The organism is Ruixingdingia sedimenti, from assembly GCF_031432425.1.
In the GTDB taxonomy this organism is placed as follows: domain Bacteria; phylum Pseudomonadota; class Alphaproteobacteria; order Rhodobacterales; family Rhodobacteraceae; genus Ruixingdingia; species Ruixingdingia sedimenti.
On the sequence record NZ_JAVKPH010000003.1, the window covers coordinates 220,996 to 245,401 of the forward strand.

21 protein-coding genes are annotated in these 24,406 nt (G+C 71.1%); 7 read left to right on the top strand and 14 right to left on the bottom strand.

Annotated features, from left to right (window positions below; all coding sequences use genetic code 11):
* The first annotated feature begins 300 nt into the window (after positions 1–300).
* Complete coding sequence (locus RGD00_RS04625) at positions 301–2,268, top strand: heme lyase CcmF/NrfE family subunit (protein ID WP_310456120.1); 1,968 nt, start codon at positions 301–303, stop codon at positions 2,266–2,268.
* Entirely contained in the window at positions 2,265–2,747 is a 483-nt protein-coding gene (locus RGD00_RS04630) for a cytochrome c-type biogenesis protein (protein ID WP_310456121.1), read from the top strand. The genes RGD00_RS04625 and RGD00_RS04630 overlap by 4 nt, the downstream gene beginning before the upstream one ends.
* A gap of 283 nt (positions 2,748–3,030) precedes the next feature.
* On the opposite strand, the gene gltA is transcribed toward RGD00_RS04630, so the two are convergent.
* Both gltA and gltX read right to left on the bottom strand, forming a co-directional pair.
* The gene (gltA, locus tag RGD00_RS04635; protein WP_310456122.1) at positions 3,031–4,326 is read right to left on the bottom strand and encodes a citrate synthase; all 1,296 of its coding nucleotides are present in this window, start codon (positions 4,324–4,326) and stop codon (positions 3,031–3,033) included.
* 74 nt (positions 4,327–4,400) lie between these two features.
* Positions 4,401–5,825, bottom strand: a complete 1,425-nt coding sequence (gltX, locus tag RGD00_RS04640; RefSeq protein WP_310456123.1) for a glutamate--tRNA ligase — start codon at positions 5,823–5,825, stop codon at positions 4,401–4,403.
* Between the two features lie 75 nt (positions 5,826–5,900).
* Here gltX and RGD00_RS04645 point away from each other — a divergent pair, with 75 nt between their 5' ends.
* A complete protein-coding gene (locus tag RGD00_RS04645; protein WP_310456124.1) occupies positions 5,901–8,093 on the top strand; it encodes a ComEC/Rec2 family competence protein in 2,193 nt (730 codons plus the stop codon).
* Between the two features lie 359 nt (positions 8,094–8,452).
* Here RGD00_RS04645 and lexA read toward each other — a convergent pair whose 3' ends face one another.
* From lexA to RGD00_RS04680, 7 genes are all read right to left on the bottom strand, one after another.
* Positions 8,453–9,145, bottom strand: coding sequence for a transcriptional repressor LexA (lexA, locus tag RGD00_RS04650; protein WP_310456125.1), 693 nt, complete (start codon positions 9,143–9,145; stop codon positions 8,453–8,455).
* A gap of 74 nt (positions 9,146–9,219) precedes the next feature.
* On the bottom strand, positions 9,220–10,395 hold the full coding sequence (locus tag RGD00_RS04655; protein ID WP_310456126.1) for a molybdopterin molybdotransferase MoeA: 1,176 nt from the start codon (positions 10,393–10,395) through the stop codon (positions 9,220–9,222).
* Positions 10,392–10,868 (bottom strand): cyclic pyranopterin monophosphate synthase MoaC, encoded by a 477-nt coding sequence (gene moaC, locus RGD00_RS04660; RefSeq protein WP_310456127.1) that lies wholly within the window; start codon positions 10,866–10,868, stop codon positions 10,392–10,394. The genes RGD00_RS04655 and moaC overlap by 4 nt, the downstream gene beginning before the upstream one ends.
* A 9-nt stretch (positions 10,869–10,877) precedes the next feature.
* Positions 10,878–11,690 carry an indole-3-glycerol phosphate synthase TrpC gene (trpC, locus tag RGD00_RS04665; protein WP_310456128.1) on the bottom strand — a complete coding sequence of 271 codons (813 nt, stop codon included), beginning with the start codon at positions 11,688–11,690 and terminating at the stop codon, positions 10,878–10,880.
* Positions 11,691–11,895: 205 nt separating this feature from the next.
* Entirely contained in the window at positions 11,896–12,534 is a 639-nt protein-coding gene (locus RGD00_RS04670) for a uracil-DNA glycosylase (protein ID WP_310456129.1), read from the bottom strand.
* Entirely contained in the window at positions 12,531–13,556 is a 1,026-nt protein-coding gene (gene trpD, locus RGD00_RS04675) for an anthranilate phosphoribosyltransferase (RefSeq protein ID WP_310456130.1), read from the bottom strand. Before trpD ends, RGD00_RS04670 begins: the two co-directional genes overlap by 4 nt.
* Positions 13,553–14,134, bottom strand: coding sequence for an anthranilate synthase component II (locus RGD00_RS04680; protein ID WP_310456131.1), 582 nt, complete (start codon positions 14,132–14,134; stop codon positions 13,553–13,555). The genes trpD and RGD00_RS04680 overlap by 4 nt, the downstream gene beginning before the upstream one ends.
* A gap of 177 nt (positions 14,135–14,311) precedes the next feature.
* On the opposite strand from RGD00_RS04680, the gene RGD00_RS04685 reads away from it, so the two are divergent.
* The 3 genes from RGD00_RS04685 (at position 14,312) to trpE (ending at position 19,891) form a co-directional block, all read left to right on the top strand.
* Positions 14,312–16,363: a divergent polysaccharide deacteylase family protein gene (locus RGD00_RS04685; RefSeq protein WP_310456132.1), complete on the top strand. Its 2,052-nt coding sequence runs from the start codon at positions 14,312–14,314 to the stop codon at positions 16,361–16,363.
* Positions 16,364–16,528: 165 nt separating this feature from the next.
* Positions 16,529–18,370 (top strand): peptidylprolyl isomerase, encoded by a 1,842-nt coding sequence (locus tag RGD00_RS04690; RefSeq protein ID WP_310456133.1) that lies wholly within the window; start codon positions 16,529–16,531, stop codon positions 18,368–18,370.
* A gap of 12 nt (positions 18,371–18,382) precedes the next feature.
* Positions 18,383–19,891, top strand: coding sequence for an anthranilate synthase component I (gene trpE / locus RGD00_RS04695; RefSeq protein WP_310456134.1), 1,509 nt, complete (start codon positions 18,383–18,385; stop codon positions 19,889–19,891).
* On the opposite strand, the gene RGD00_RS04700 is transcribed toward trpE, so the two are convergent.
* From RGD00_RS04700 to fabI, 5 genes are read right to left on the bottom strand one after another with little or no spacing between them, the layout of a single operon-like run.
* A complete protein-coding gene (locus RGD00_RS04700) occupies positions 19,885–20,322 on the bottom strand; it encodes a nuclear transport factor 2 family protein (protein WP_310456135.1) in 438 nt (145 codons plus the stop codon). The genes trpE and RGD00_RS04700 overlap by 7 nt on opposite strands.
* 6 nt (positions 20,323–20,328) lie before the next feature.
* Positions 20,329–21,513 carry an aminotransferase gene (locus tag RGD00_RS04705; RefSeq protein ID WP_310456136.1) on the bottom strand — a complete coding sequence of 395 codons (1,185 nt, stop codon included), beginning with the start codon at positions 21,511–21,513 and terminating at the stop codon, positions 20,329–20,331.
* A gap of 3 nt (positions 21,514–21,516) precedes the next feature.
* The gene (gene gpt / locus RGD00_RS04710; protein WP_310456137.1) at positions 21,517–22,026 is read right to left on the bottom strand and encodes a xanthine phosphoribosyltransferase; all 510 of its coding nucleotides are present in this window, start codon (positions 22,024–22,026) and stop codon (positions 21,517–21,519) included.
* 9 nt (positions 22,027–22,035) lie between these two features.
* Positions 22,036–22,650 carry a LysE family translocator gene (locus RGD00_RS04715; RefSeq protein WP_310456138.1) on the bottom strand — a complete coding sequence of 205 codons (615 nt, stop codon included), beginning with the start codon at positions 22,648–22,650 and terminating at the stop codon, positions 22,036–22,038.
* A 9-nt stretch (positions 22,651–22,659) separates the two neighbouring features.
* Complete coding sequence (gene fabI / locus RGD00_RS04720) at positions 22,660–23,481, bottom strand: enoyl-ACP reductase FabI (RefSeq protein ID WP_310456139.1); 822 nt, start codon at positions 23,479–23,481, stop codon at positions 22,660–22,662.
* Positions 23,482–23,578: 97 nt separating this feature from the next.
* Between fabI and pdxH the strand changes: the two genes are divergently transcribed.
* Positions 23,579–24,181, top strand: a complete 603-nt coding sequence (gene pdxH, locus RGD00_RS04725; RefSeq protein ID WP_310456140.1) for a pyridoxamine 5'-phosphate oxidase — start codon at positions 23,579–23,581, stop codon at positions 24,179–24,181.
* The last annotated feature ends 225 nt before the right edge of the window (positions 24,182–24,406 follow it).

Below are 24,406 nucleotides of genomic sequence, written 5' to 3' on the forward strand. Positions count from 1 at the left end.
CCCGGTTGCGGCGCCTTCCTCGACCCCGCGTGATCCACTGCGTCCAGAACAGCGCCGGGGGCTTCGCGCCCCCGGACCCCCGCGGGATATTTGGGCCAGCCTGAAGAACAGGCACTCTTGCCAGACGGGAAGCACGGCTGTTCTTCAGGCTGGATCTAAATATCCCCGCCGGAGGCTCCCGCACGCTCCGCCGGGCCGGACGGGGCGGGAAGGGGGCCGGCGGTGCGGTTCCCCTAAAACCGCCGCGACCAAGGCGCGCAGCCCATTGGCCCCGGCAAACGAACGCATTATGCTGCGCGCATGATCATAGAACTCGGCCACTTCGCCCTCGTCCTCGCCCTGCTCGTCGCGCTCGTGCAGTCCGTCGTGCCCCTCGTGGGGGCGCAGAAGGGCTGGGGGGCCTGGATGGCCGTGGCCGAACCCGCCGCCACCGCGCAGTTCCTGCTGGTGGCCTTTTCCTTCGCCGCGCTGACCTGGGCCTTCGTGACCTCGGATTTCTCGCTGCTGCTGGTGGTGTCGAACTCCCACACGCTCAAGCCGATGCTCTACAAGGTGACGGGCGTCTGGGGGAACCACGAAGGCTCGCTTCTGCTCTGGGTGCTGATCCTGGCGCTGTTCGGGGCCTGCGCGGCCTGGTTCGGGGGCAACCTGCCGCCGCGGCTGCGCGCGCGCGTGCTGTCGGTGCAGGCGATGATCGGGGTGGCGTTCCTGGCCTTCACGCTCTTCACCTCGAACCCCTTCCTGCGGCTGGCCGTGCCGCCGATGGACGGGCGCGACCTCAACCCGCTGTTGCAGGACCCGGGGCTCGCCTTCCATCCGCCGTTCCTCTACCTCGGCTATGTCGGGCTCAGCATGGCGTTTTCCTTCGCCATCGCCGCGCTGATCGAGGGCCGGGTGGATGCCGCCTGGGGCCGGTGGGTGCGGCCCTGGACGCTGGCGGCCTGGGTGTTTTTGACCATCGGCATCGCGCTCGGATCGTGGTGGGCCTATTACGAACTGGGCTGGGGCGGGTTCTGGTTCTGGGACCCGGTGGAAAACGCCAGCTTCATGCCCTGGCTGATCTCTGCCGCGCTGCTGCATTCCGCCATCGTGGTGGAAAAGCGCGAGGCGCTGAAGGCCTGGACGATCCTGCTGGCGATCCTGGCCTTCGGGTTCAGCCTGATCGGCACTTTCATCGTGCGCTCGGGCATCATCACCTCGGTCCATGCCTTCGCCAACGACCCCGAACGCGGGGTGTTCATCCTGCTGATCCTCGCGGTGTTCATGGGCGGGGCGCTGATGCTGTTCGCCGCGCGGGCGGGCGCGATGGAGGCGAAGGGGGTCTTTGCCCTCGTCAGCCGCGAATCGGCGCTGGTGGTGAACAACGTGCTGCTGGCGGTGGCGTCCTTCGTCGTCTTCGTGGGAACGATCTGGCCGCTGCTGGCGGAAATGTTCTTTGCACGGAAACTGTCGGTGGGTCCGCCCTTCTTCAACATGGCCTTCACGCCCTTCATCGTGGCGCTGGCGGTGCTGCTGCCCCTGGGCGCGATGCTGCCGTGGAAACGCGCGACGCTCGGACGGGCGATGCGGCCGCTGTGGGGCGTGCTGGCGCTGGCGCTGGCGGCGGGCGCGCTGGTCTGGGCGATGCAGACGGGGCGTTCGGCGCTCGGCCCGGTGGGGGTGTTGCTGGGGGTCTGGGTCGTGCTCGGCGCGGTGGCGGACCTCTGGGCGCGCACGGGGCGCGGGGCGCTTGCGGACCGCGCCGCGCGGCTCGGCCGCCTGCCGCGGGCCGACTGGGGCAAGGCCACGGCGCATGCCGGGCTCGGCATCACCATCTTCGCCATCGCCGCCCTGACCGCCTGGGATACCGAGGATATCCGCGTCGCCCGCCCGGGCGAACCCTTCACCATCGAGGGGCGCGAGATCACCCTGCAGGGCGTCGAACGGATCGAGGGGCCGAACTATATCGCCACCACCGCCACGATCACCGTGCGCGAGGGCGGGCGGGTCTTCACCCTCTACCCCGAAAAGCGGGTCTATCCCGTCGCCGCCATGCCCACGACCGAGGCCGCGATCGACTACGGCCTGCTGCGCGACGTCTACCTCGTCATCGGCGATCCGCAGGCGGACGGGGCCTGGGCGGTGCGCACCTATATCAAGCCCTTCGCCAACTGGATCTGGGGCGGCGCGATCATCATGGCGCTCGGCGGCTTCCTGAGCCTGTCGGACCGCCGCTATCGCGTGGCGGCCGGGGCGCGGCGCACGGCGGCCGCGGTGGCGGCGGAATGAGGGCGGCGGCGATCCTGCTGCTGGCGGCCGCGCTGGCCGCCGCGACGCCCGCGCTGGCGGTGGAGCCCGACGAGGTGCTGGCCGATCCGGTGCTGGAGGCGCGGGCGCGCGAGATTTCGAAGAACCTGCGCTGCCTTGTCTGCCGCAACGAAAGCATCGACGAATCGAACGCCGAACTGGCGCGCGACCTGCGGCTTCTGGTGCGCGAACGGCTGTTGCAGGGCGACAGCGACGCCGAGGTGCTGCGCTATGTCGTCGAGGGGGATGAAACCTTCGCGGGCTACGGCGAATATGTGCTTCTGCGCCCCAATGCATCCGGCAGCAACCTCGTGCTGTGGATCGCAGGCCCGGCGATGGCGGTGCTCGGCCTCGGGGTCGCGGCGCTCTACCTCCGCCGCCGCCGCGCTGCCCCCGACCCCGCGCCCGAGGCGCTGAGCGAGGCCGAACGCCGCCGGCTGGACGAGCTGATGCGCGACTGACCGGCGGTCGGGCCGGTGGACGAGGCGGCGCCGGGGGCCAGCCCCGCGGCCTGCTGGTTCTCGAACCAGTGGCGCACCATCCGGCGCCCCCGGGATATTTAGGGACAGAAAATGAGCAGGTCGGCTTCCTGAAGCGACCGCCGCGGCTTCATCTTGCCGAAAATACTCCGGGGGTCCGGGGGCTGGCCCCCGGCGCTGTCCTGCACATTTGCGCGTCCGCCGACAGGGGCCCAAAACGAAACCGGCCCCCGAAGGGGCCGGCGGGATGCGGTTCGGGGCAGGGTCAGCGCGCCGCGACGTCCGGGTAGTTGCGGTGTGCCGCGCCGACGTAAAGCTGCCGCGGGCGGCCGATCCGCTGCGTCGGGTCGCCGACCATTTCCTTCCACTGCGAGATCCAGCCCACCGTGCGCGACAGCGCGAAGATCGGCGTGAACATCGAGGTCGGGAAGCCCATCGCCTCGAGGATGATGCCCGAGTAGAAATCGACGTTGGGGTAGAGCTTCTTCGAGACGAAATAATCGTCCTCCAGCGCGATCCGCTCCAGCTCCTTGGCGACCTTCAGGGTTTCGTTGTTGTGGATGCCCAGAAGGCCCAGAACCTCGTCGGCCGATTCCTTCATCACCTTGGCGCGCGGGTCGAAGTTCTTGTAGACCCGGTGGCCGAAGCCCATCAGGCGGAACGGGTCGTCCTTGTCCTTGGCTTTCTTGATGTATTCCGGGATCCGGTCGACGGTGCCGATTTCGCGCAGCATTTCCAGGCAGGCCTGGTTCGCGCCGCCATGCGCCGGGCCCCAGAGGCAGGCGATGCCGGCGGCGATGCAGGCGAAGGGATTCGCGCCCGAGGACCCGGCCAGACGCACGGTGGAGGTCGAGGCGTTCTGTTCGTGGTCGGCATGCAGCATCATGATCCGGTCCATCGCCTTGGCGAGGATCGGGTTGACCACGTAATCCTCCGCCGGGACCGAGAAGCACATGTGCAGGAAGTTGCCCGCGTAATCGAGGCTGTTCTTCGGATAGACGAAGGGCTGGCCGATCGAATATTTGTAGGCCATCGCCGCGATTGTCGGCAGCTTGGCGATCATGCGGATCGCCGCCACCTCGCGGTGCCAGGGGTCGTTGATGTCGAGGCTGTCGTGATAGAAGGCCGACAGCGCGCCGACCACGCCGACCATCGTCGCCATCGGATGGCTGTCGCGGCGGAAGCCGCGGAAGAAGTTGTGGACCTGTTCGTGCACCATCGTGTGGCGCGTCACGCGGGTCTCGAAATCGACCATCTGGGTCTGCGTCGGCAGTTCGCCGTAAAGCAGCAGGTAGCAGACTTCAAGGTAATGCGATTTCTCGGCCAGCTGTTCGATCGGGTAGCCGCGGTAGAGCAGTTCGCCCTTGTCGCCGTCGATATAGGTGATGGTCGATTCGCAAGAGGCCGTCGAGGTGAAGCCGGGGTCGTAGGTGAACACGTCCGCCTCGGCATAGAGCTTGCGGATGTCGACGACATCGGGCCCGAGCGTGGGTGAAAGCAGCGGCAGTTCGTAGGACTTGCCGTCAATGGTCAGTGTCGCGGTCTTGGTCGGTGCGGCCATTCTCGTCCCTCTTTCATTGCCGGCACGGGGCGCCGGCGTATTCGTCCGGTCTGGCGGGCGCGCGCCGGCCAGGATCACCCGGCCCAGGAGCGCGCATCCGACAGCCGCGCAATCGTCTCTTCCCGACCGATGACCAACATCATGTCGATGACGCCCGGGCTCACCGCCCGGCCCGACAGCGCGGCGCGCAGGGGCGGGGCGATCTTGCCGAAACCTACCCCGCGGGATGCGGCCACGTCAGCCAGAACAGACTCCAGAGCATCGCGCGACCACCTAGCATTCCGCAAGGGGGGCGTCAATTCGTCCAGTATACCACGGGATACCACATCCACCGCCGCCCGCGCCTTGGCATCGGGTTCCAGCGGGCCTTGAGTCAGCGCAAAGTAAGCCTTTTCAAGCAGTTCCGGCAGGGTCTTGGCGCGGTCCTTGAGGCAGGGCAGCGCCCGCGACAGGCCGTCGCGCTGCACATCGGTCAGGGGCGGCTGTGCGGTCGCGGCAAGGAATGCCTCGATTTCGTGCAGCAGCGCGGCATCCGCCATCGCCGCGATATGCTGGCCCGAGAGGTTTTCCAGCTTCTTGAAATCCAGCCGCGCCGGCGCCCGCCCGATCTGGGGCAGGTCGAACCAGTCGCGCGCCTGCGCATCGGTGAAGAACTCGTCGTCCCCATGGCTCCACCCCAGGCGGCAGAGATAGTTGCGCAGCGCCGCGGGCGGATAGCCGAGGGCGGCATATTCATGCAGCCCCACCGCGCCGTGGCGTTTCGACAGCTTCTTGCCGTCGGGCCCGTGGATCAGCGGGATATGGGCCCAGACCGGCACCGGCCAGCCCATCGCGTCATACACCATCTGCTGGCGCGCGGCGTTGTTCAGATGGTCATCGCCCCGGATCACATGCGTCACGCCCATGTCATGATCATCCACCACCACCGCCAGCATATAGGTGGGTGTACCGTCGGAGCGTAAACAAATCATATCATCGAGCTGGTCGTTGCGGAACCGCACCATGCCCTGCACCGCATCCTCGACCAGGGTTTCCCCTTCGCGCGGGGCCTTCATGCGGATGGCATAGGGGCCCTCGGGCCAGGTCGCCGGGTCGGCGTCGCGCCAGGGCGAACGGAAGAGGGTGGATCGTCCTTCCGCCCGGGCGGCCTCGCGGAACGCCTCGATTTCCGCCGGCGTGGCGTAGCAGCGATAGGCCGCGCCGCGGGCCAGCATCTCGTGCGCGACCTCGGCGTGCCGGTCCTTGCGGGCGAACTGGCTGACCGCCTCGCCATCCCAGTCGAGGCCGAGCCAGCGCAGCCCCTGAAGGATCGCCGCCGTCGCCTCGGGCGTGGACCGCTCGCGGTCGGTATCCTCGATCCGCAGCAGGAATTTCCCCCCCCGGCCGCGGGCGTAGAGCCAGTTGAACAGCGCCGTGCGCGCCCCGCCGATATGCAGGTAGCCGGTGGGCGAGGGGGCGAAGCGGGTCACGACAGGAGGCGCGGCGGCCGGTCCGGGCATCGGGATTAACCTTTCGGAAACCATCCAGGGCGTAGCGTAGGCGCCTGTCTAGGCAATCGGCATGCAGAGGACAAGGTGCCCCGGATCCCCCATCCGCTCGACTGGCTGCTGCAGGCGCGCGGGATCCTGTTTCCCTGGCTGCCGGTGTGCCTGGGCACCGGAATCGCGCTGTGGTTCGCCGCCCCGCGCGAACCGGGGCTGGCAGAGGCGGGTGTGGCCGGTGCGCTTTTGCTGGCGGCGCTGGCCGGGCGGGTGTTCGGCGGGGTGCGCTGGCATCCGGTCTGGATCGGCGCGGGGATGGTCGCGGCGGGGTTCCTGCTGGCCACGGGGCGCGGCGCGCTGGTCGCCGCGCCGGTGCTGGACTGGCGCTATTACGGCCCGGTCGAGGGGCGGGTGGTGGAGGTCGACCGCTCCGCGAAGGACCGGATCCGCCTGACGCTCGACCAGGTGGCGCTGGACATCCGCGGCCCGCCGCCCGGGCGGGTGCGGATCTCGCTCATGTCCGATCAGCCGTGGCTTGCCCCGGTGCCGGGGATGCGCGTGGCGACCACCGCGCATCTGGCCCCGCCGCAGGGCCCGGCAGAACCGGGCGGGTTCGATTTCCGCCGGCTGGCGTGGTTCGGGGGGTTGGGGGCCACCGGCTATACCCGCACGCCGGTGCTGCGGCTGGCGCCGGCGGAAGGGGCCGCCGCGGTCTGGCTCGCGGCGCAGCGGCAGCGGCTGGCGCAGGCGGTGATGGCGCGGATCCCGGGCGATGCGGGGGGCTATGCGGCGGCGGTGATGACGGGGGACCGTTCGGGGATCGGCGCGGCGGCGAACCAGGCGATGCGCGATTCGAACCTTTATCACCTCGTGTCGATTTCCGGCATGCATATGGGGATGCTGGCGGCCTTCGTCTTCGGGCTGGTGCGCTACGGGCTGGCGCTGGTGCCCCGGCTGGCGCTGCGGCTGCCGGCCAAGAAGATCGGCGCGGGCGTCGCGCTGGTGGCGGCGGCGGCCTATCTGGCGCTGGCGGGGCGCGACGTGGCGACGGAACGCGCCTTCATCATGGTCGCGGTGATGCTGGTGGCGGTGCTGTTCGACCGGCGCGCGCTGTCGCTGCGCACGGTGGCGATCGCGGCGCTGATCGTGCTGGCGCTGCGGCCGGAAAGCCTCGTGAACCCAGGGTTCCAGATGTCCTTCGCCGCCACGGTGGCGCTGGTTGCGGCCTTCGGCGCGCTGCGGGGCCTGCCGCGCGGGGGGCTGCCGCGCTGGCTGGTGCCGGCGCTGACGCTGGTGTTTTCCTCGGTCGTGGCGGGGACGGCGACGGCACCCTATGCGGCGGCGCATTTCGGGCGGGTGGCGGATTACGGGCTGGTGGCGAACCTGCTGGCGGTGCCGGCGATGGGGGTGCTGGTGATGCCCGGGGCGGTGATCTGGGCGCTGACCGCGCCTCTGGGGCTGGATGCGCCCGCGCTTTGGGCGATCGAGGCGGGGTCGCGCTGGATCCTCTACGTGGCCGCGCAGGTGGCGGCGGCGGAGGGCGCGGTATCGGGCGCCGTCCGCCCGTCCGGGGCGGTGCTGCCGGTGCTGACGCTCGGCGGGCTGTGGCTGGTGCTGTGGCGGGGGCCGGTGCGGCTGGCGGGGCTTGCGGGCATCGCCGCGGCCCTCTGGCTGTGGTGGGGGGCGGAGCGTCCGGCGCTGCTGGTTGCCGCCGATGGCGGGCAGGTGGGGGTGCATGCGGGTGCGGCCCGGGCGCTGGCCCGGCCCGGCGCCGCCTTCGTGGCCGAGGCCTGGCTGGAGGCCGATGGCGACATGGCCGGGGCCGATGCCGCCGGGCGGCGCGCGGGGGTGCGGCGCGAAGGCGGGCAGGCGGTGCTGACGCTGGCGGGGGCAGAGGTCGTCCACCTGCGCGGCAAGGCGGCGGCCGGGGCGCTGCCCGACGCCTGCGCCCGGGCGGCGCTGGTGGTGATCGCCGCGCCCGCGCCCGCGCCGCCGCCGGGCTGCATCGTGATCGACACGGGCTATCTGAAACGCCATGGCGCGCTGGCGCTGTCGCCCGCGCCGGGGGGCCTGCGGCTCGACGCCGCCGAGCCTTTGGCGGGCGCGCGCTACTGGACGGGTTTCGACCCCTGGCGGCGGGGGGCAAGGCCGCCCCCGCTGCGCCCGGACCTGCCGCCCGGCGCGGCATGGGCCGAAGGCGGGGCAACCATCCTCGCCTGGCCCCCGGCGGCGGCGCCGGTGCGGGTGGCGGAAACGGACCCCGGTTCGGTGCGGGGAGGGCGGTGAAGCGGCGTTCCGCGGCTGTTTGCGTTGCGCGGGACTATGCGGACCGCGGCCGGGAGCGCCCCCCGGCAGGAGCCGGAACCCGGGCGCGGCAGGGGAGGGGTGGAATCCGTTTTGTTGCCGCAATGACAAGGTGTTGCAGGGTGATCCTGAACTTCCGTGTCAGCGGTGCGGCGAAATGCGGAAACCTTCGTCGAGGCGGTCAGCGGCGGGCCTGTCGATCTGCGGAGGGCATGGCCCCGCGCCGGCGGAAGGTCGGGACGCAACCCGATTTCCAGCGAAACTCCAATATCTTCCGGGGTGTCTTTCGACCACTTTTCCCACAGCGTCGTGAAGGCATCGACAGGACGCGGCGGCCCCGATCAATAACTGCGGATCAGCCCCACCAGCCGGCCCTGCACCTGCACCAGATGGTCGGGGTAGACGCGGGTTTCATAGGCGGGGTTCGCGGCTTCCAGCGCGATCATGCCGCCCTTGCGGCGAAAGCGTTTCAGGGTCGCCTCGTGATCCTCGACCAGCGCCACGACGATATCGCCGTTCTCTGCCGTGTTCTGTTCGCGGATCACCACGATGTCGCCATCGTTGATCCCGGCCTCGATCATCGAATCGCCCCGCACCTCCAGCGCGTAATGCGCGCCCTGGCCCGACAGCATCGACCCCGGCACCGCGACATGGTGCGAGACCTCGCTGATCGCCTCGATCGGCACACCGGCGGCGATGCGGCCCATGACGGGCAGTTCCAGCGCATGCACGGGCACCACCGGCATCGCGCCCCGGGGCGGTGCGGGCGGCGCGGGCGTTTCGGCCACCACGCGGGGGCGGAAGCCGGGGCGTTCCATCGCCTCGGGCAGTTTCACGATTTCGATCGCGCGGGCGCGGTGGGCGAGACGGCGGATGAAGCCGCGTTCTTCCAGCGCCGTGATCAGCCGGTGGATGCCGGACTTGGACTTGAGGTCCAGCGCCTCCTTCATTTCGTCGAAGGACGGGGGGATGCCATCCGCCTCCATCCGGGTGCGGATAAGGTCGAGCAATTCCAGTTGTTTGCGGGTCAGCATGGGGCCCCCTTCGGTTTGCAGGACGGCATGTACGCCTGATGTTCTGCCACCGTTCCCCTTTTGTGTCAACGCCCTTACAGCGCCAGCCAGTCCATTTCCGCCCCCGCCGCGCGCGCGGGATCGCCCGGCGGGCGGATCAGCAGCGCATCGGCATCGGCCAGCAGCACCAGCCGCGCGCTGTCCTGATCGTCATAGGGGTCGATCTGCGGCAGGCCCGCGCCGGGGATCAGGCGGGCGCGCATGTAATGGGCGCGGGGCCCGTTCGGCGGCAGGGCGCGGGCAAGCACCGCCCGGCGCGGATCGGGCCCCGGCGGCAGGCCCTGCATCGCGCGCAGAAGCGGCAGCAGGAAGAGATGCCCGCAGACGATGGCCGACACCGGATTGCCCGGCAGGCCGAGCAGAACCGAATCCCCCAACCGCCCGGCCATCAACGGTTTTCCCGGGCGCATGGCGATCTTGTAGAAGGCGCGCTCCATCCCCATGCCCGCGGCCACGGCGCCCACAAGGTCATGGTCGCCGACCGAGGCGCCGCCCACCGTCACGATCACATCCGCCCCTGCGGCAAGGCGCAGGACGGCGGCCAGCGCCTCGGCCCGGTCGCGGGCGATGGGCAGGATGCGGGTCTCTGCCCCCTCGGATTGCGCCATCGCGCGCAGGGCGAAGATGTTGGAGGCGACGATCTGGTCGGGGCCCGGCGCCTCGCCCGGCATCACCAGTTCGTCCCCGGTGGCGATCAGCGCGACCACGGGGCGGCGGTGGACGGGCACGCGGCCCACATTCATCGCCGCCAGCAGCGCGAGATCGGCCGGGCGCAGGCGGCGGGGCGCGAGGCGATGGCCGGCGGCGAAATCGGCGCCGCGGGGGCGGATATGGGTGGCGGCCTCGGCCGCGGGGCCGAGCGTGACGTGATCGCCCTCTGCGGTCATGTCCTCCTGGATCAGCACGCGGGCGGCGCCGCGGGGCAGCGGCGCGCCGGTGAAGATGCGCACGGCCTCGCCCTGACCCACGCGGCCGGGGTAGGCGGCGCCGGCCTGCGCCATGCCGATGACGCGGAAGCGCGTGCCGGGGGCGGGGTCGCCCGCCACCGCATAGCCATCCATCGCGGCGGCGTCGAAGGGCGGCTGGTCGCGGGTGGCGGTGACGGGTTCGGCCAGAACGCGGCCAGCGGCGCGGGCAAGGGGCACCTCTTCCACCCCGGGGGGGCGGGCGAGGGCCAGGACCCGCGCCAGCGCCTCTGCCACCGGGATCATGGCGCGGCCTCGTAGCGGCCGGATTTGCCGCCGTCCTTCATCACCAGATGGATGTCGGTGATGCGCATGGATTTTTCCGCCGCCTTCAGCATGTCGTAGACGGTCAGCGCGGCAACGGAAACGGCGGTCAGCGCCTCCATCTCCACCCCCGTCTGGCCGGTGGTGCGCACGGTGGCCTCGATCACCAGCCCGGGCAGCGCGGGGTCGGGGGTGATGTCGAGCGCGACCTTGGCAAGCGGCAGGGGATGGCAGAGCGGGATCAGATCGGCGGTGCGTTTGGCCGCCATGATCCCCGCGAGCCGCGCGACGCCCGCCACATCGCCCTTCTGCGCGCGGCCCCCCGTGACCAGCGCCAGCGTGTCGGCCGACATGACCACATGGCCGCGCGCCACGGCCGTGCGCGCGGTTGCGGCCTTGTCCGAGACATCGACCATATGGGCCCGGCCGGCGGCGTCGAAATGCGTGAGCGGCATGGCGCCCCCCTACATGCCCCCCTGGGCGGTGAGCGGATTGGCCAGCAGCGCGCGGGTGGCGGCGGCCACGTCGTCCTGCCGCATCAGGCTTTCGCCGATGAGGAAGCAGCGCACGCCGTAGCGGGCGAGGTCGGCAAGGTCGGCGGGCGTGTGAAGGCCGCTTTCCGACACCACCATCCGGTCCTCGGGCACGCGGCGGGCGAGCTTGCGGGTGGTGTCGAGGCTGACCTCGAACGTGTGCAGGTTGCGGTTGTTGATGCCGATCAGGCGCGAGTGCAGGCGGGTGGCGCGGTCCAGTTCGGCCTCGTCATGGACCTCGATCAGCACGTCCATGCCCCAGTGCTGCGCGGCGGATTCGAGTTCGGCCGCCTGGCCGTCCGACACGCTGGCCATGATGATCAGGATGCAGTCGGCGCCCCAGGCGCGGGCCTCTGTCACCTGCCAGGGATCGTAAAGGAAATCCTTGCGCAGGCAGGGCAGCGCCGTGGCCTCGCGCGCCCGGATCAGGTATTCGGGCGCGCCCTGGAAGCTGGGCCCGTCGGTGAGGACCGACAGGCAGGTGGCGCCGCCGGATTCGTAGGCGCGGGCCAGCGCCGGCGGGTCGAAATCGGCGCGGATCAGGCCCTTGGAGGGGCTGGCCTTCTTGATCTCGGCGATGAGGCCATAGCCCGAGGCCGCGGCCTGGCGCAGGGCATCGGCAAAGCCGCGCGGCGCCGGGGCGGCGCGGGCGGCGGCCTCCAGATCGGCCTGGGGGGTCGCGGCGCGGGCGGCGGCGATTTCCTCGAGCTTGTAGGCCTTGATGCGGTCCAGGATGGTGGTCATCGGCGGTCCTCCTGTGGCTGAGGTAGCGCGGGTTGACGGGAAAGTGAAGCTTCGGGCCGGATTTTTCCCCGGGAAGGGGCGTTCGGGGGGCAGCCGCCCCCCCGTTTTGCGGAAAGAGCGGGGGGCTGCCGCCCCCCGCGGCCCCCCGCCCAAAGGGGCCTTCTGCCCCTTTGGAAACCCCGAGAGTATTTCGGAAAAGGTGAAGTCAGGCGGACCAGTCGACGGGTTTCCCGCCCCGGGCGGCGAGCCAGTGGTTGGTGCGGCTGAAGGGGCCGGAGCCGAAGAAGCCGCGCCGGGCGGAAAGGGGCGAGGGGTGGGCGCTCGTAAGGATCAGGTGTTCGGGGCCGAGCAAGGGCAGGGCGAGCGTCTGCGCCGGCTTGCCCCAGAGCAGGAAGGCCGTGGGCCGTGCGGCGCAGCGGGCGAGGATCTGGGCCGCGAGCCTTTGCCAGCCGAGGGTGCGGTGGCCGTGGCTTTCGCCCTCGGGCACGCTGAGCACGGGGTTGAGCAGCAGGACGCCCTGTTTCGCCCATCCGGTGAGGTCGCCGTTGCTGCGGGCGATGCCGGTGTCGTCCTCCAGTTCGCGGAAGATATTGGCGAGCGAGCGGGGCAGGGGCCGGGTGCCGGGCGGGACGGAAAAGGCGAGGCCCATCGCATGGGCGCGGTTGGGGTAGGGGTCCTGGCCGAGGATCACCGCCCGCACCGCCTCGGGCGGCGTGAGGTCCAGCGCCCGGAAGAGCGCATCGGGGCCGGGCAGCCAGCCGGGCGTCCGCGCCAGCGTGGCGCGGATCGTGGGCCAGTCATCGGCGAAGAAGGGAAGATCGGCCCAGGGTGCGGGCGGGGTCATGCCGGGGCCTGCGCGGGGGTGATCCGCCGCAGGGCCTCCAGCCTTTCGCGCGCGGCGCCGCTGTCGATGGCGCGGCGGGCGAGGTCGGCGCCCTCGCGCAGGCTGGTGGCGCGGTCGGCCACCACCAGGGCGGCGGCGGCGTTCAGCAGCACCGCGTCGCGATAGGCCCCCGGCGCGCCGTTCAGAAGCGCCTGAAGGGCGGCGGCGTTTTCCGCGGGCGTGCCGCCGGCGATATGTTCGAACGGATGCCAGGGCAGGCCCGCGTCATCCGGGGTCACGGTGAATTCGCTGACCGCGCCATGCGCCAGTGCCGCCACGCGCGAGGGGGCGGCGATCGACAATTCGTCCGTGCCGTCGCCGCCATGCACGATCCAGGCCTTGACCGCGCCGAGCGCGGCCAGCGTTTCCGCCATGGGCCGCAGCAGCGTATCGGAAAACGCCCCCGTCAGCTGCCGCCGCACCCCGGCGGGGTTGGTCAGGGGCCCGAGGATGTTGAAGATCGTCCGCGTCCCCAGTTCCAGCCGCACCGGGGCGACATGGCGGGTGGCGGGGTGGTGCATGGGGGCCATCATGAAGCCGATCCCGGCGTCGGCCAGGCAGCGTTCCACCACCTCGGGGCCGATCATCACGTTCAGCCCCAGTTCCGTCATCGCATCCGCCGCCCCCGATTTCGACGACAGGTTGCGGTTGCCGTGTTTGGCCACGCTGACCCCCGCCCCCGCGACGACGAAGGCCGTGGCGGTGGAGATGTTGAGCGTGCCCTTGCCGTCGCCCCCGGTGCCCACGATGTCCATCGCATCCTCGGGCGCGCGGACCTTGTGGCATTTGGCGCGCATGACGGAGGCGGCGGCGGCGTATTCGTCCACCGTCTCGCCCCGCGTGCGCAGGGCCATCAAGAGGCCCCCCATCTGGGCGGGCGTCGCCTCGCCCTCGAAGAGGATGGTGAAGGCGGCCTCCGCCTCCGCCCGGGTCAGGGCGCGTTCCGAGGCGGCGGCGATCAGCGGTTTCAGCGCCTGGCTCATGCGGCGGCCTTCGCGGTGTTCAGGAAGGTTTTCAGCATCGCATGGCCATGTTCCGAGGCGATGGATTCGGGGTGGAACTGCACGCCCTCCACGGCCAGATCGCGGTGGCGCAGGCCCATGATGGTGCCGTCCTCCAGCCAGGCGGTGATTTCGAGGCAGTCGGGCAGGGTCTCGCGCTCCACGACCAGCGAGTGGTAGCGCGTCGCCTGCAGCGGCGAGGGCAGGCCCGCGAAGACGCCCCGGCCCGCGTGGTGGACGGCGCCGAGCTTGCCGTGCACGATCTCGTGGCAGCGCACGACGCGGCCGCCGAAGGCCTGCCCGATGGTCTGGTGGCCGAGGCAGACGCCCAGAAGCGGGATCCCCGCATCGGCGGCGGCCAGCGTCAGCGGCAGGCAGATGCCGGCGGCGTCGGGGTCGCAGGGGCCGGGCGACAGCACGATGGCGGCGGGGTTCATGGCCAGCGCGTCCTGCACGCTCAGCGCATCGTTGCGGCGCACCGCGACATCGGCCCCCAGTTCGCCGAGGTAATGCACGAGGTTGTAGGTGAAGCTGTCGTAGTTGTCGATCAGCAGAAGCATGCCGTGGCCCGGCCTTTCCCCGCGAAAGCGGCGCGTGTTAGGGGGTGAACCCCGGTCCGTGTCGCGGTATAGATGCGCAAAGCGCGGGAGGGGGTCAACCCCGGTCCCGTGTGCGTCGCCGCCGCGCAGGGGGCGATGGTGACGCAGCGGCAAGGCAGGCAAGGCGCGGAGGCAGGTTTGGGCAGGGGAATGCTGGCGGGGCTGGCCACGGGGGCGATCGTGGCGGTGCTGGGATTTATGGTTCTGTCGGTGGCGCTGCCGGAGCCGCAGCGCGCGGGCGCGCCCGCCCTGTCCGGGGAAGCCGCCATGCCCGCAGAGGATGCGACGGCTGTGACCGCTGGCGAAGAGGCGCGGGGGGCGCCGACAACCGGCGAAGAGGCCCCCGTGCCCGCAGCGCCGGGGCAGACCGTAGACGCCGGGGGGCGGCCCGCCGCAGCGGAGGAGGCCCTGGCCCCCGTTCCGGCGGCGGACGCGCCCGGCCAGTCTGCCGCCCCTGCGGCGGATGCGCTGCCCGTCACGGCGGCCCCCGCCGCGCCCCCCGCCGGGGCGGGAACGGAACCCGCGCTGGCCGTACCGCCTGCGCCCGAGGCCGTGCCTGCGGCCGAGACCGTCCTTTCGGGTGAAACGGCCGCCGAGCCCGTGACCGGGCCCGCCCCCGAGGCCGCACCAGAACCCGCCGCACCGCAGGCCCCCGCCGCGCCCGAGGCCACGCCCCCCGCCCCTGCGGGCGAGGCGGCCCCCGGCGCCGTGCCGCCGGGCGCGGGCCCTGCGCTGCCGCCCGCCGATCCCGGCCCCGCCGCCGAAGTCGCGGTGCCGGCGAGGGAGGACCGGGGCGCGGCGGAGGACGGCGCCTCCGGCCCTGCCGCCGATGCGGGAGAGAGCGGGGCGCAGGCCGCCGAAGGCGGGCAGGGCGCGGAAGGCCCCGCCGGAGAGGCCGGGGCGGAGGCGCCGGAGGCCGATGCCGCCGAAGGCGGTCCGGCAGCCGATACTGCCGGGGCCGTGCCCGGCGGGGACGATTCCGCCGCTCCGCCGCCCGCAACGACGGCTGGAGGCGGGGAGGCATCCGGGGCCGATACGCCCGGGGCAACGGATGAGCAAAGCGCCGCCGCGCCGCCGGAAGGGGCGCCCGGGGCGGAGCAGGCGGGGTCTGCCGTGCCGGGGGCTGCTGATGCCGGTGATGCGGGCGGCGGCTCTGCCGGGGCAGGCGACGCGGGTTCTGCGCCGGATGCTGCTTCCGGTGCGGGTGGCGACCCAGCCGGGGGGCGCACGCCGGGGGCTGGCGAGGCCGTTCCCGATATAGGCGACGGCCCTGCCGGGGATGCGGCTGCCGAAGGGGGGCAGGCCGGGGGGGCCGCTGCCGTGGACGGCGCCGATCCCGCTGCCCCCGCCCGGCCGCAGCCGGGGTTCGACCGGCAGGTGGAGGGCGTGCGCACGGGGCAGTTGCCGCGGATCGGGGGAGAGGCCCCGGCGGAGGATGCGCCGGAGGCCGATGGCCTGCCGGGCGCGGCCCTCGGGCCCGCCGTATTGCCCCCGGATCTGCCCGCCGATGCCCCCGCCTGGCAACGCAATGCGCGGCCTTTTGCGGCGCCGCCGGGGCGGCCGCTTTTCGCGGTGATCCTGCTCGACACCGGGGCAGAGGGGGTGGACCGGGTGGCGCTGGCCGCGGCACCCTTCCCGATCACGCTCGCGCTCGACCCTGCCACGCCGGGGGCAGAGGCCATCGCGCGCGACTGGCGCGCGGCGGGGCAGGAGGTGCTGCTGACCTCTGCCGGGCTGCCGGCGGGGGCGACGGCGCAGGATGCCGAAGTGGCGCTGGAATCGCTCGCCGCGGCCTTTCCCGATGCGCTCGGCCTGATCGACGCCCCGCGCGGCGGGTTTCAGGGCGAACGTGCGGTGGCCGGGGCGGTGGTGCCGGGGCTGGCGGCGCGGGGTCTTGGCCTCGTCACCTGGGACGGGCGCGTCAACCCCGCCGACCAGATCGCCCGGCGCGAGGGCGCGGCACGGCTGCGTGTCTACCGCGATCTGGATGCCGAGGGCGAGAACGCGGCGACCATCCGCCGCTACCTCGACCGCGCGGCGTTCCGGGCGGCGCAGAACGGGCAGGTGGCGGTGGCCGGGCGGCTGCGGGCGGAAACCGTGGCCGCGCTGATGGCCTGGGCGCTGGAGGGGCGGGCGGATTCGGTGGCGCTGGCCCCCGTCTCGGCCCTGTTCGCCCGGCCCGAGGACTGAACGCGGAAGGGGCAGGGGCCGGGCGGGCCCCGGCTCCGGCCGTCTGTCCCCACGCGGGGCTTGTCCGGCCGCGCGCCAGCCCTTAGAGAAGCCATGACCCGGCCCGACAGAAAGGCCAGCCTTGGCCAGCCCCGGCTGGCCACGAACCCGCGAAAGGACCCGCCGATGAAGAAACCCAGTCTGGGACAGGCCTTCGTCTGGATTCTGCTGGCCCTGGTGATCGTCGGGCTCGGCGGTTTCGGGGTGACGAATTTCGGCGGCTCGATCACCAGCATCGGCAAGGTCGGCGGGCAGGACATCGGCGCGAACGACTATGCCCGCGCCATCGACCGCGAGATGCGCGCCTTTCAGGCCCAGACCGGCCAGCCCATCGGCTTTGCGCAGGCGCAGGTGCTCGGCCTCGATGCGCGGGCGCGCCAGCAGCTGGTGACGGGCGCGGCGCTGGACGATCTGGCCCACACCATGGGCCTGTCGGTCGGTGACGCGCGGCTGGCGCAGGAAATCCGGGGTCTCGGCGCCTTTCAGGGCCTCGACGGGCGCTTCGACCGTGATGCCTATGGCGCGGCCCTGCGCCAGAGCGGCTACACCGAACGGGAATTCGAGAACCAGGTGCGCGAGGACGTGGCGCGCAACCTGATCCGGCAGGCGGTGGCGGGCGGGCTCGGCGCGCCGGAAGGTGCGGCGGCGGCGGTCTGGTCCTATCTGGGCGAACGGCGCAGCTTCACCCTGGTGCGGTTGACCGAGGACGATCTGGCCGAACCCGTCCCCGAACCCACCCCCGACGACCTGCGCGCGTGGTACGAGGCCCATCCCGACAGCTATACCCGCCCCGCCGGGCGCCGCATCGCCTATGCCGTGCTGCTGCCCGAGGATGTGGTGGACGAGGTGCCGGTGGACGAGGCGGCGTTGCAGCGGCTCTACCAGACGCGGATCGACGAATTCGTCCAGCCGGAACGCCGGCTGGTGGAACGGCTGGTGTTCCCCGACGAGGCCGCCGCGGCGGCGGCGCGCGAACGGCTGGATGCCGGCACCGCCAGTTTCGACGATCTGGTCGCCGAACGCGGCCTGACGCTGGCCGACATCGACATGGGCGACATGGCGCAGGCCGATCTGGGCACTGCGGGCGCAGAGGTGTTCGCGGTCGAGGCGCCGGGCGTGGCGGGGCCGCTGCCCTCGGCGCTCGGCCCCGCGCTTTACCGTGTGAACGGGGTGCTCGCGTCGCAGGAGATCACCTTCGAGGCCGCGCGCGAGGCGCTGCGGGCCGAATATGCGATGGACGGCGCGCGGCGGCTGATCGGCGAGCGGGTGGACGAGATCGACGACCTGCTGGCCGGCGGCGCCACGATCGAGGATCTGGCCGCCGAGGGCGGGATGACGGCGGGCACTGTCGATCTGTTCCCCGATACGGCAGAGGGCATCGCCGCCTATCCCGCCTTCCGCACCCGGGCCGCGCAGGCGCGCGCCGACAGCTACCCCGAGGTGTTCGAACTGGACGATGGCGGCATCGCCGCGCTGCGGCTGGAGGCCGAACTGCCCGCCGAACTGCGCCCCTACGACGCGGTGGCCGAACAGGTGGCCGACGACTGGCGCACCGCGGAACGGGCCGCACGGCTGGCCGCGCGGCTGGCAGAGGCGGAGGCGGCGGTGACGGCCAGCGGGTCGCTGGCCGATGCCGGCGGCACGGCCGAGACGTTCACCGGCCTCGGCCGCGACGGTTTCGTGGAAAACGCGCCCGCCAGCCTGATCGGCACCGTGTTCGGCATGGCGCCGGGCGATCTGCGCGCGATCACCGAAGGGGATTTCGTGGCGCTGCTGCGGCTCGACAGCGTGATCCCGGCGGACCAGCAGTCCCCCGATGCACTGATCATCAAGGCGGCGGTCGCCGGGCAGATGGGCCAGGACATGGCGCAGGACGCCTTTCTGATGTTCTCGGCGGCGGCGGAACGGCGGGCGGGGCTGCGGCTCGACCAGATCGCCATCGACGCCGTGCACGCGCAGATGCGCTGAGAGGAGACCCCGATGGCGCTGACCCCTGCCTTCGACGCCTTCGAGAAAGGCTGGGCCGAGGGCCGCAACCAGCTGGTCCATGCCCGGCTGGCGGCGGATCTGGACACGCCCGTGTCGCTGATGCTGAAACTGTCGGAGGCCGGGACCGACAGCTTCCTGCTGGAATCCGTCACCGGCGGCGAGGTGCGGGGCCGCTATTCGGTCGTCGGCATGAAGCCCGACCTGATCTGGCAGTGCCACGGCACCCAAAGCCGCATCAACCGCGAGGCGCGGTTCGACCCGGGCGCCTTCGCGCCGCTGCCGGGCCATCCGCTGGACACCTTGCGCGCACTGATCGCGGAAAGCCGCATCGACATGCCCGACGACCTGCCGGCGATCGCGGCGGGGCTTTTCGGCTATCTCGGCTATGACATGATCCGGCTGGTCGAACGGCTGCCGGACGTGAACCCCGATCCGCTCGGCCTGCCGGATGCGGTGTTGCTGCGGCCCTCGGTCGTCGCGGTGCTGGACGGGGTGAAGGGCGAGGTGACGGTGGTCGCGCCCGCCTGGTACAGCCCCGGCATGTCGGCGCGCGCGGCCTATGCGCAGGCCGCCGAACGGGTGATGGATGCGCTGCGCGATCTGGACCGCGCGCCGCCCGCGCAACGCGATTTCGGCGAGACCGCCCCGGTGGGCGAGGCGCGGTCGAACTTCACCCCCGAGGGCTATCGCGCCGCGGTGGAAAAGGCCAAGGACTATATCCGCGCGGGCGACATCTTTCAGGTCGTGCCCTCGCAACGGTGGGCGCAGAGGTTCACCCTGCCGCCCTTCGCGCTTTACCGGTCGTTGCGGCGCACCAACCCCTCGCCCTTCATGTTCTTCTTCAACTTCGGCGGCTTTCAGGTGGTGGGGGCCAGCCCCGAGATCCTCGTGCGGCTGCGCGAGGGCGAGGTGACGGTGCGCCCCATCGCCGGCACCCGCAAGCGCGGCGCGACCCCGGAAGAGGACCGCGCGCTGGAGGCCGATCTGCTGGCCGACGGCAAGGAACTGGCCGAACATCTGATGCTGCTGGATCTGGGGCGCAACGATGTGGGCCGCGTGGCGAAGGTCGGCACCGTGCGGCCGACGGAAAAGTTCATCATCGAACGCTATTCCCACGTCATGCACATCGTCTCGAACGTGGTGGGCGAACTGGCCGATGGGCAGGACGCGCTGTCGGCGCTGCTGGCGGGGCTGCCCGCGGGCACGGTGTCGGGGGCGCCCAAGGTCCGCGCGATGGAGATCATCGACGAACTGGAACCCGAAAAACGCGGCGTCTATGGCGGCGGTGTGGGCTATTTCGCCGCGAACGGCGAGATGGACATGTGTATCGCGCTGCGCACCGGGGTGCTGAAGGACGACACGCTTTACATCCAGTCGGGCGGCGGCGTGGTCTATGACAGCGACCCCGAGGCCGAATATCAGGAAACCGTCAACAAGGCCCGCGCCCTGCGCCGCGCGGCCGAGGATGCGGGGCTGTTCGCGCGGCGGGGGAACTACTGAGGCAGGATGCCGTGCTGACGCAGCACGGCCTCTTCATCGCCGGAAATCCAGCCGAAGATCCTTGGCCCGCCGTCCAGAACCTGCAACAGATAGTGGACCTCGAAGGCGATGGCGACATCGGGGTCCCCGGGACGGGTATAGGTGGCCGTCCAGCCGACATGGGCGAGGGCATGGGCCGGGTCGATCCGGTCCACCCGGATGGTGTCGAGCCGCATGCCCTTGGTGCCGATGGCGCGATAGCGGGCATAGCCCTGCGCCATCGCCTGTCGCAGGCTGTCGTCGTTCTGCCCGGTCATCACGCCCCGCGGCGTCGCGGCGATGAAGGCGGGGCTGTAGAACCCGGCGGCCTCCGCCATGTCGGCATCCCCGGCCAGCGCGCGGTTGAAGAACGATTCGTAGTGCGCGAAGAAGGTGTGGATGTCCGTTTCCATTCGTCCCTACCTCCGGTCCAGTGTCAGGCCCGCCAGCCGGGCGAACAGTTCGGCGATCCCCGCGCGGTCGATATTGGCGAAGGCGATGCGCAGCCCCTGCGGCCCGCGCGGATCGCCCGGGGGCGTGAACATGGTGCCGGGCAGGGCGAGCACCCCGGCCTGCGCAAGCAGCGCGCGGCCGAGGGCACTGCCCGCCAATGCGAAGGGATGTTCGGCATAGGCGAAATAGGCCCCGCAGCCCAGTAGCCGCCATCCTTCCAGCCCCGGGAAACCGGCGGCGATGGCGGCGCGGCGGGCAAGGATTTCGGCCCGTTCGCCTGCCACCCAGTCGCGCAGGTTCCGCATCCCCCACAGCGCGCCCAACTGTCCCAACTGGTTCGGGCAGATCGCCACGGTGTCGAGCACCTTTTCCACCTCTGTCAGCCGCGCCCGGCTGGCGACGATGGCGCCGACGCGGTGGCCGGTCAGCCGGTAGGCCTTGGAGAAACTGTAAAGCTGGATCAGCGTGTCGTGCCAGTCGGGGTCCGCAAACAGCGCATGGGGGCGGCCCTCGCGGCTGTCGAAATCGCGGTAGGTTTCATCCACCACCAGCGCGAGGCCCCGCGTGCGCGCCAGATCGTGGAAGGCGGCGAGCGTTTCGGCCGGGTATTCCGCCCCGCCGGGGTTGTTGGGGCTGACCAGCACGATGGCGCGGGTGCGGCCCGTCACCAGCGCCGCCGCCGCGCCCGCGTCGGGCAACAGCCCCGCGCCGGTCGCCAGCGGCACGCAGCGCACGCCCGCCATCTCCAGCCACATGCGATGGTTGAAATACCACGGCGTGGGCAGGATGACCTCATCCCCCGGGCCGGCGAGGGTGGCGAGCGCGGCGCAGAACGCCTGATTGCAGCCCTGGGTGATGGCGACCTGATCCTCGGCCACCTGCCCGCCATAGGCCGCCGACCATTGCGCGGCGATTTCGGCGCGCAATTCCGGCAGGCCGAGGACGGGGCCGTAAAGATGCGCCTGCGGCTGGTCCAGCGCCGCCTGCGCCAGCGCCTGGCGCAGCGCAAGGGGCGGCGGGTCCACCGGGGCGGCCTGACTGACGTTCAGCAGCGGCAGCCCGGGGGGCAAGGGCACCTCTGCCAGCCAGCGCCGCGCCTCCATCACCGGGGGGGCGAAGGTGGCGGCGACGGCGGGGTTCAGGGGATACATCGTTCAGTCGCGTTCGCGGTAGGGCTGGACGTATTGCAGCGCCATGTCCCAGGGGAAGAAGATCCAGGTGTCCTGGCTGACCTCGGTGATATAGGTATCCACCATCGGCCGGCCCTTGGGCTTGGCATAGACGGTGGCGAAATGCGCCCGGGGATAGAGCGAGCGGACAAGCTCCAGCGTCTTGCCGCTGTCCACGAGGTCGTCCACCACAAGGATCCCCTCGCCATCGCCCATCAGATCCGCCTGCGGGGCCTTGGTCACGCGCGCCTCGGTCTGCGACTGGTTGTTGTAGCTTTGCACGCTGATCGTATCGACCACGCGGATGTCCAACTCGCGGCTGACGATCATCGCCGGGACCAGCCCGCCGCGGGTGATCGCCACCACCGCCTTCCATGTGCCGCCATCGGGGCCCCGCCCGTCCAGCCGCCATGCCAGCGCCCGGGCGTCGCGGTGGATCTGGTCCCAGCTGACGTGAAAGCCCTTTTCATGCGGCAGGCGGTCGGCAGCGGCCATGATGTCCTCTTATGTGGCGGCGATCTTGATACCAAGGGCGACCAGAATCCCGCCGAAGGCGCGGTCGATCCCGGCTTTCATTCTGGCGTAGATACTGCGGGGGCGGTCAAAGGAAAACAGCCTTGCGACAAGAATATTGCAGGCAACCTCGTTGACCCAGACCGCGATCAGCAGCGCTACCAGCCAGGGCCATGTGGTGCCGGGCGGGACGGTGCCGACGAAGACCGCGCCGAAGAACACCGCAGGCTTGGGGTTCGACAGCTGCGTGGCAAGGCCCAGCCATGCCGCGCCGATCCGCCCGCGCGCGACCCGGCCCGCGCCCGGGGCGGCCAGCGGCACCGCCGCATGGCGCCACATCTGAAAGCCGATCCAGCACAGGAACAGCCCGCCCGCGATCTTGAACCCCAGAAGCAGCGCCGGGGCCACCTTGAACAGCACCGCCAGCCCGAAAAGCGCCGCCACCGCCCAGACCACCGCGCCCAGACCCAACCCGAGCGCCAGCCACACGCCGGTGCGGAAGCCCTCGGTCACGCCGGTGCGCGCCGCCATCAGCACCGCCGGCCCTGGCGAGGCCGCCGCCACCAGATGCAGCGCCCAGGCGGCAAGGAAGGCGGCCAGCGTCATCCGGCGGTCCTATTCCTTGCGGCCGGTGGCCACGTCGATGTCGGGCGCGTCCACCGACTTCATGCCGACGACGTGATAGCCCGCATCCACATGATGCGTCTCGCCCGTGACGCCCGAGCCGAGGTCGGACAGCAGATAGAGCGCGGATTTGCCCACCTCTTCCTGCGTCACGTTGCGGCGCAGGGGCGAGTTCAGCTCGTTCCACTTGAGGATATAGCGGAAATCGCCGATACCACTGGCGGCCAGCGTCTTGATCGGCCCGGCGGAAATCGCGTTGACGCGGATCCGGTCCTTGCCCAGATCCTCGGCCATGTATTTCACCGACGCCTCCAGCGCCGCCTTGGCCACGCCCATCACGTTGTAATGCGGCATCACCTTTTCCGCGCCGTAATAGGTCAGCGTCAGCAGGCTGCCCCCGTTCGGCATCATCGCCGCCGCGCGCTGGCAGACGGCGGTGAAGGAATAGACCGAAATGTCCATCGAGACGCGGAAATTCTCGCGGCTGGTATCGACATAGCGGCCGCGCAATTCGTTCTTGTCGGAAAAGCCGATGGCATGGACCAGAAAGTCGATGCTGCCCCAGGTTTCCTTCAGATGGGCGAAAAGCGCATCCATCGACTCTTCGGAGCCGACGTCGCATTCGATCATCTGGTTCATGCCGATGGAGGCGATCAGCGGTTCCACCCGTTTCTTCAGCGCCTCGCCCTGGTAGGAAAACGCGATCTCGGCGCCTTGCGCGGCCAGCGCCCGGGCGATGCCCCAGGCGATGGACTTGTCGTTCGCCAGCCCCATGATCAGGCCGCGGCGGCCCTCCATCAGTTTCGTTGACATTCGTTCAGCCTCGCCCACCTATTGCCCGGGTCTGGAACCGTGTAGGCGATCAGATCGGGCGCATCAAGGCCGCGCGAACCTAGCGTAAGGAGGACACATGGGCCGATCCGGCATCTTCGCGGGCGATGACCCCTTTGCGCTGGCGCGCGCCTGGCTGGCCGAGGCCGAGGGGACGGAGCCCAACGACCCCAACGCCATCGCGCTGGCGACGGTGGATGCCGCGGGCCTGCCGAACGTGCGCATGGTGCTGCTGAAAGAGATCGAGGACGATGGCTTCGTCTTTTACACCAACTACGACTCGCAGAAGGGGCAGGAGATCGCGGCGACCGGCAAGGCGGCCTTCGTGCTGCACTGGAAATCGCTGCGCCGCCAGATCCGCGTGCGCGGGACGACCAGCCGCGAGGAGGGGCCGCAGGCGGATGCCTATTTCGCCTCGCGCAACCTGAAAAGCCGGATCGGGGCCTGGGCGAGCCGCCAGTCGCAGCCCCTGACCTCGCGCGAGGCGCTGATGGCCGAGGCGGCGAAGGTGGCGCTGTCCAGGGGCCCCAATCCGCCCCGCCCGCCGTTCTGGGGCGGCATCCGCATCGCGCCGGTGGAGATCGAGTTCTGGGCCGACGGCGCCTTCCGCCTGCACGACCGTTTCCGCTGGCGCCGCGCCGGCCCGGGCAGCCCCTGGACGGTGGAACGACTCAATCCCTGACCCCTGGTCCTGCGGCGGCCGGGGCCGGGCGCGGCGATGCCCGAATATCGGCGGGCTTTCGCCTCACTCCTGCCCGGATTCAGGCGCCGCTTCGCCGCAAGGTATAATCCTGCCGTTTATGTCAGCAGGTTGGCGATTTCCAAATTGCTGTAGCGCGGCGTCAGCTTTGGCCGAATAGGGCGTCAGCTTTGGCCGGGAAAAGTTTGCCCACCGCCCTTTCCTGAC

Coding starts and splice junctions, on each gene's coding strand:
- RGD00_RS04625 (WP_310456120.1), top strand. CDS start 301: ATGATCATAGAACTCGGCCACTTCGCCCTCGTCCTCGCCCTGCTCGTC.
- gpt (WP_310456137.1), bottom strand. CDS start 22,026: ATGGCCGCTGCCGACCGCCTGCCGCATGAAAAGGGCTTTCACGTCAGC.
- lexA (WP_310456125.1), bottom strand. CDS start 9,145: ATGCTGACCCGCAAACAACTGGAATTGCTCGACCTTATCCGCACCCGG.
- gltA (WP_310456122.1), bottom strand. CDS start 4,326: ATGGCCGCACCGACCAAGACCGCGACACTGACCATTGACGGCAAGTCC.
- trpD (WP_310456130.1), bottom strand. CDS start 13,556: ATGAGCCAGGCGCTGAAACCGCTGATCGCCGCCGCCTCGGAACGCGCC.
- RGD00_RS04655 (WP_310456126.1), bottom strand. CDS start 10,395: ATGATCCCGGTGGCAGAGGCGCTGGCGCGGGTCCTGGCCCTCGCCCGC.
- RGD00_RS04715 (WP_310456138.1), bottom strand. CDS start 22,650: ATGACGCTGGCCGCCTTCCTTGCCGCCTGGGCGCTGCATCTGGTGGCG.
- gltX (WP_310456123.1), bottom strand. CDS start 5,825: ATGCCCGGACCGGCCGCCGCGCCTCCTGTCGTGACCCGCTTCGCCCCC.
- RGD00_RS04705 (WP_310456136.1), bottom strand. CDS start 21,513: ATGTATCCCCTGAACCCCGCCGTCGCCGCCACCTTCGCCCCCCCGGTG.
- RGD00_RS04690 (WP_310456133.1), top strand. CDS start 16,529: ATGAAGAAACCCAGTCTGGGACAGGCCTTCGTCTGGATTCTGCTGGCC.
- trpC (WP_310456128.1), bottom strand. CDS start 11,690: ATGACCACCATCCTGGACCGCATCAAGGCCTACAAGCTCGAGGAAATC.
- pdxH (WP_310456140.1), top strand. CDS start 23,579: ATGGGCCGATCCGGCATCTTCGCGGGCGATGACCCCTTTGCGCTGGCG.
- RGD00_RS04630 (WP_310456121.1), top strand. CDS start 2,265: ATGAGGGCGGCGGCGATCCTGCTGCTGGCGGCCGCGCTGGCCGCCGCG.
- RGD00_RS04700 (WP_310456135.1), bottom strand. CDS start 20,322: ATGGAAACGGACATCCACACCTTCTTCGCGCACTACGAATCGTTCTTC.
- trpE (WP_310456134.1), top strand. CDS start 18,383: ATGGCGCTGACCCCTGCCTTCGACGCCTTCGAGAAAGGCTGGGCCGAG.
- fabI (WP_310456139.1), bottom strand. CDS start 23,481: ATGTCAACGAAACTGATGGAGGGCCGCCGCGGCCTGATCATGGGGCTG.
- moaC (WP_310456127.1), bottom strand. CDS start 10,868: ATGCCGCTCACGCATTTCGACGCCGCCGGCCGGGCCCATATGGTCGAT.
- RGD00_RS04680 (WP_310456131.1), bottom strand. CDS start 14,134: ATGCTTCTGCTGATCGACAACTACGACAGCTTCACCTACAACCTCGTG.
- RGD00_RS04670 (WP_310456129.1), bottom strand. CDS start 12,534: ATGACCCCGCCCGCACCCTGGGCCGATCTTCCCTTCTTCGCCGATGAC.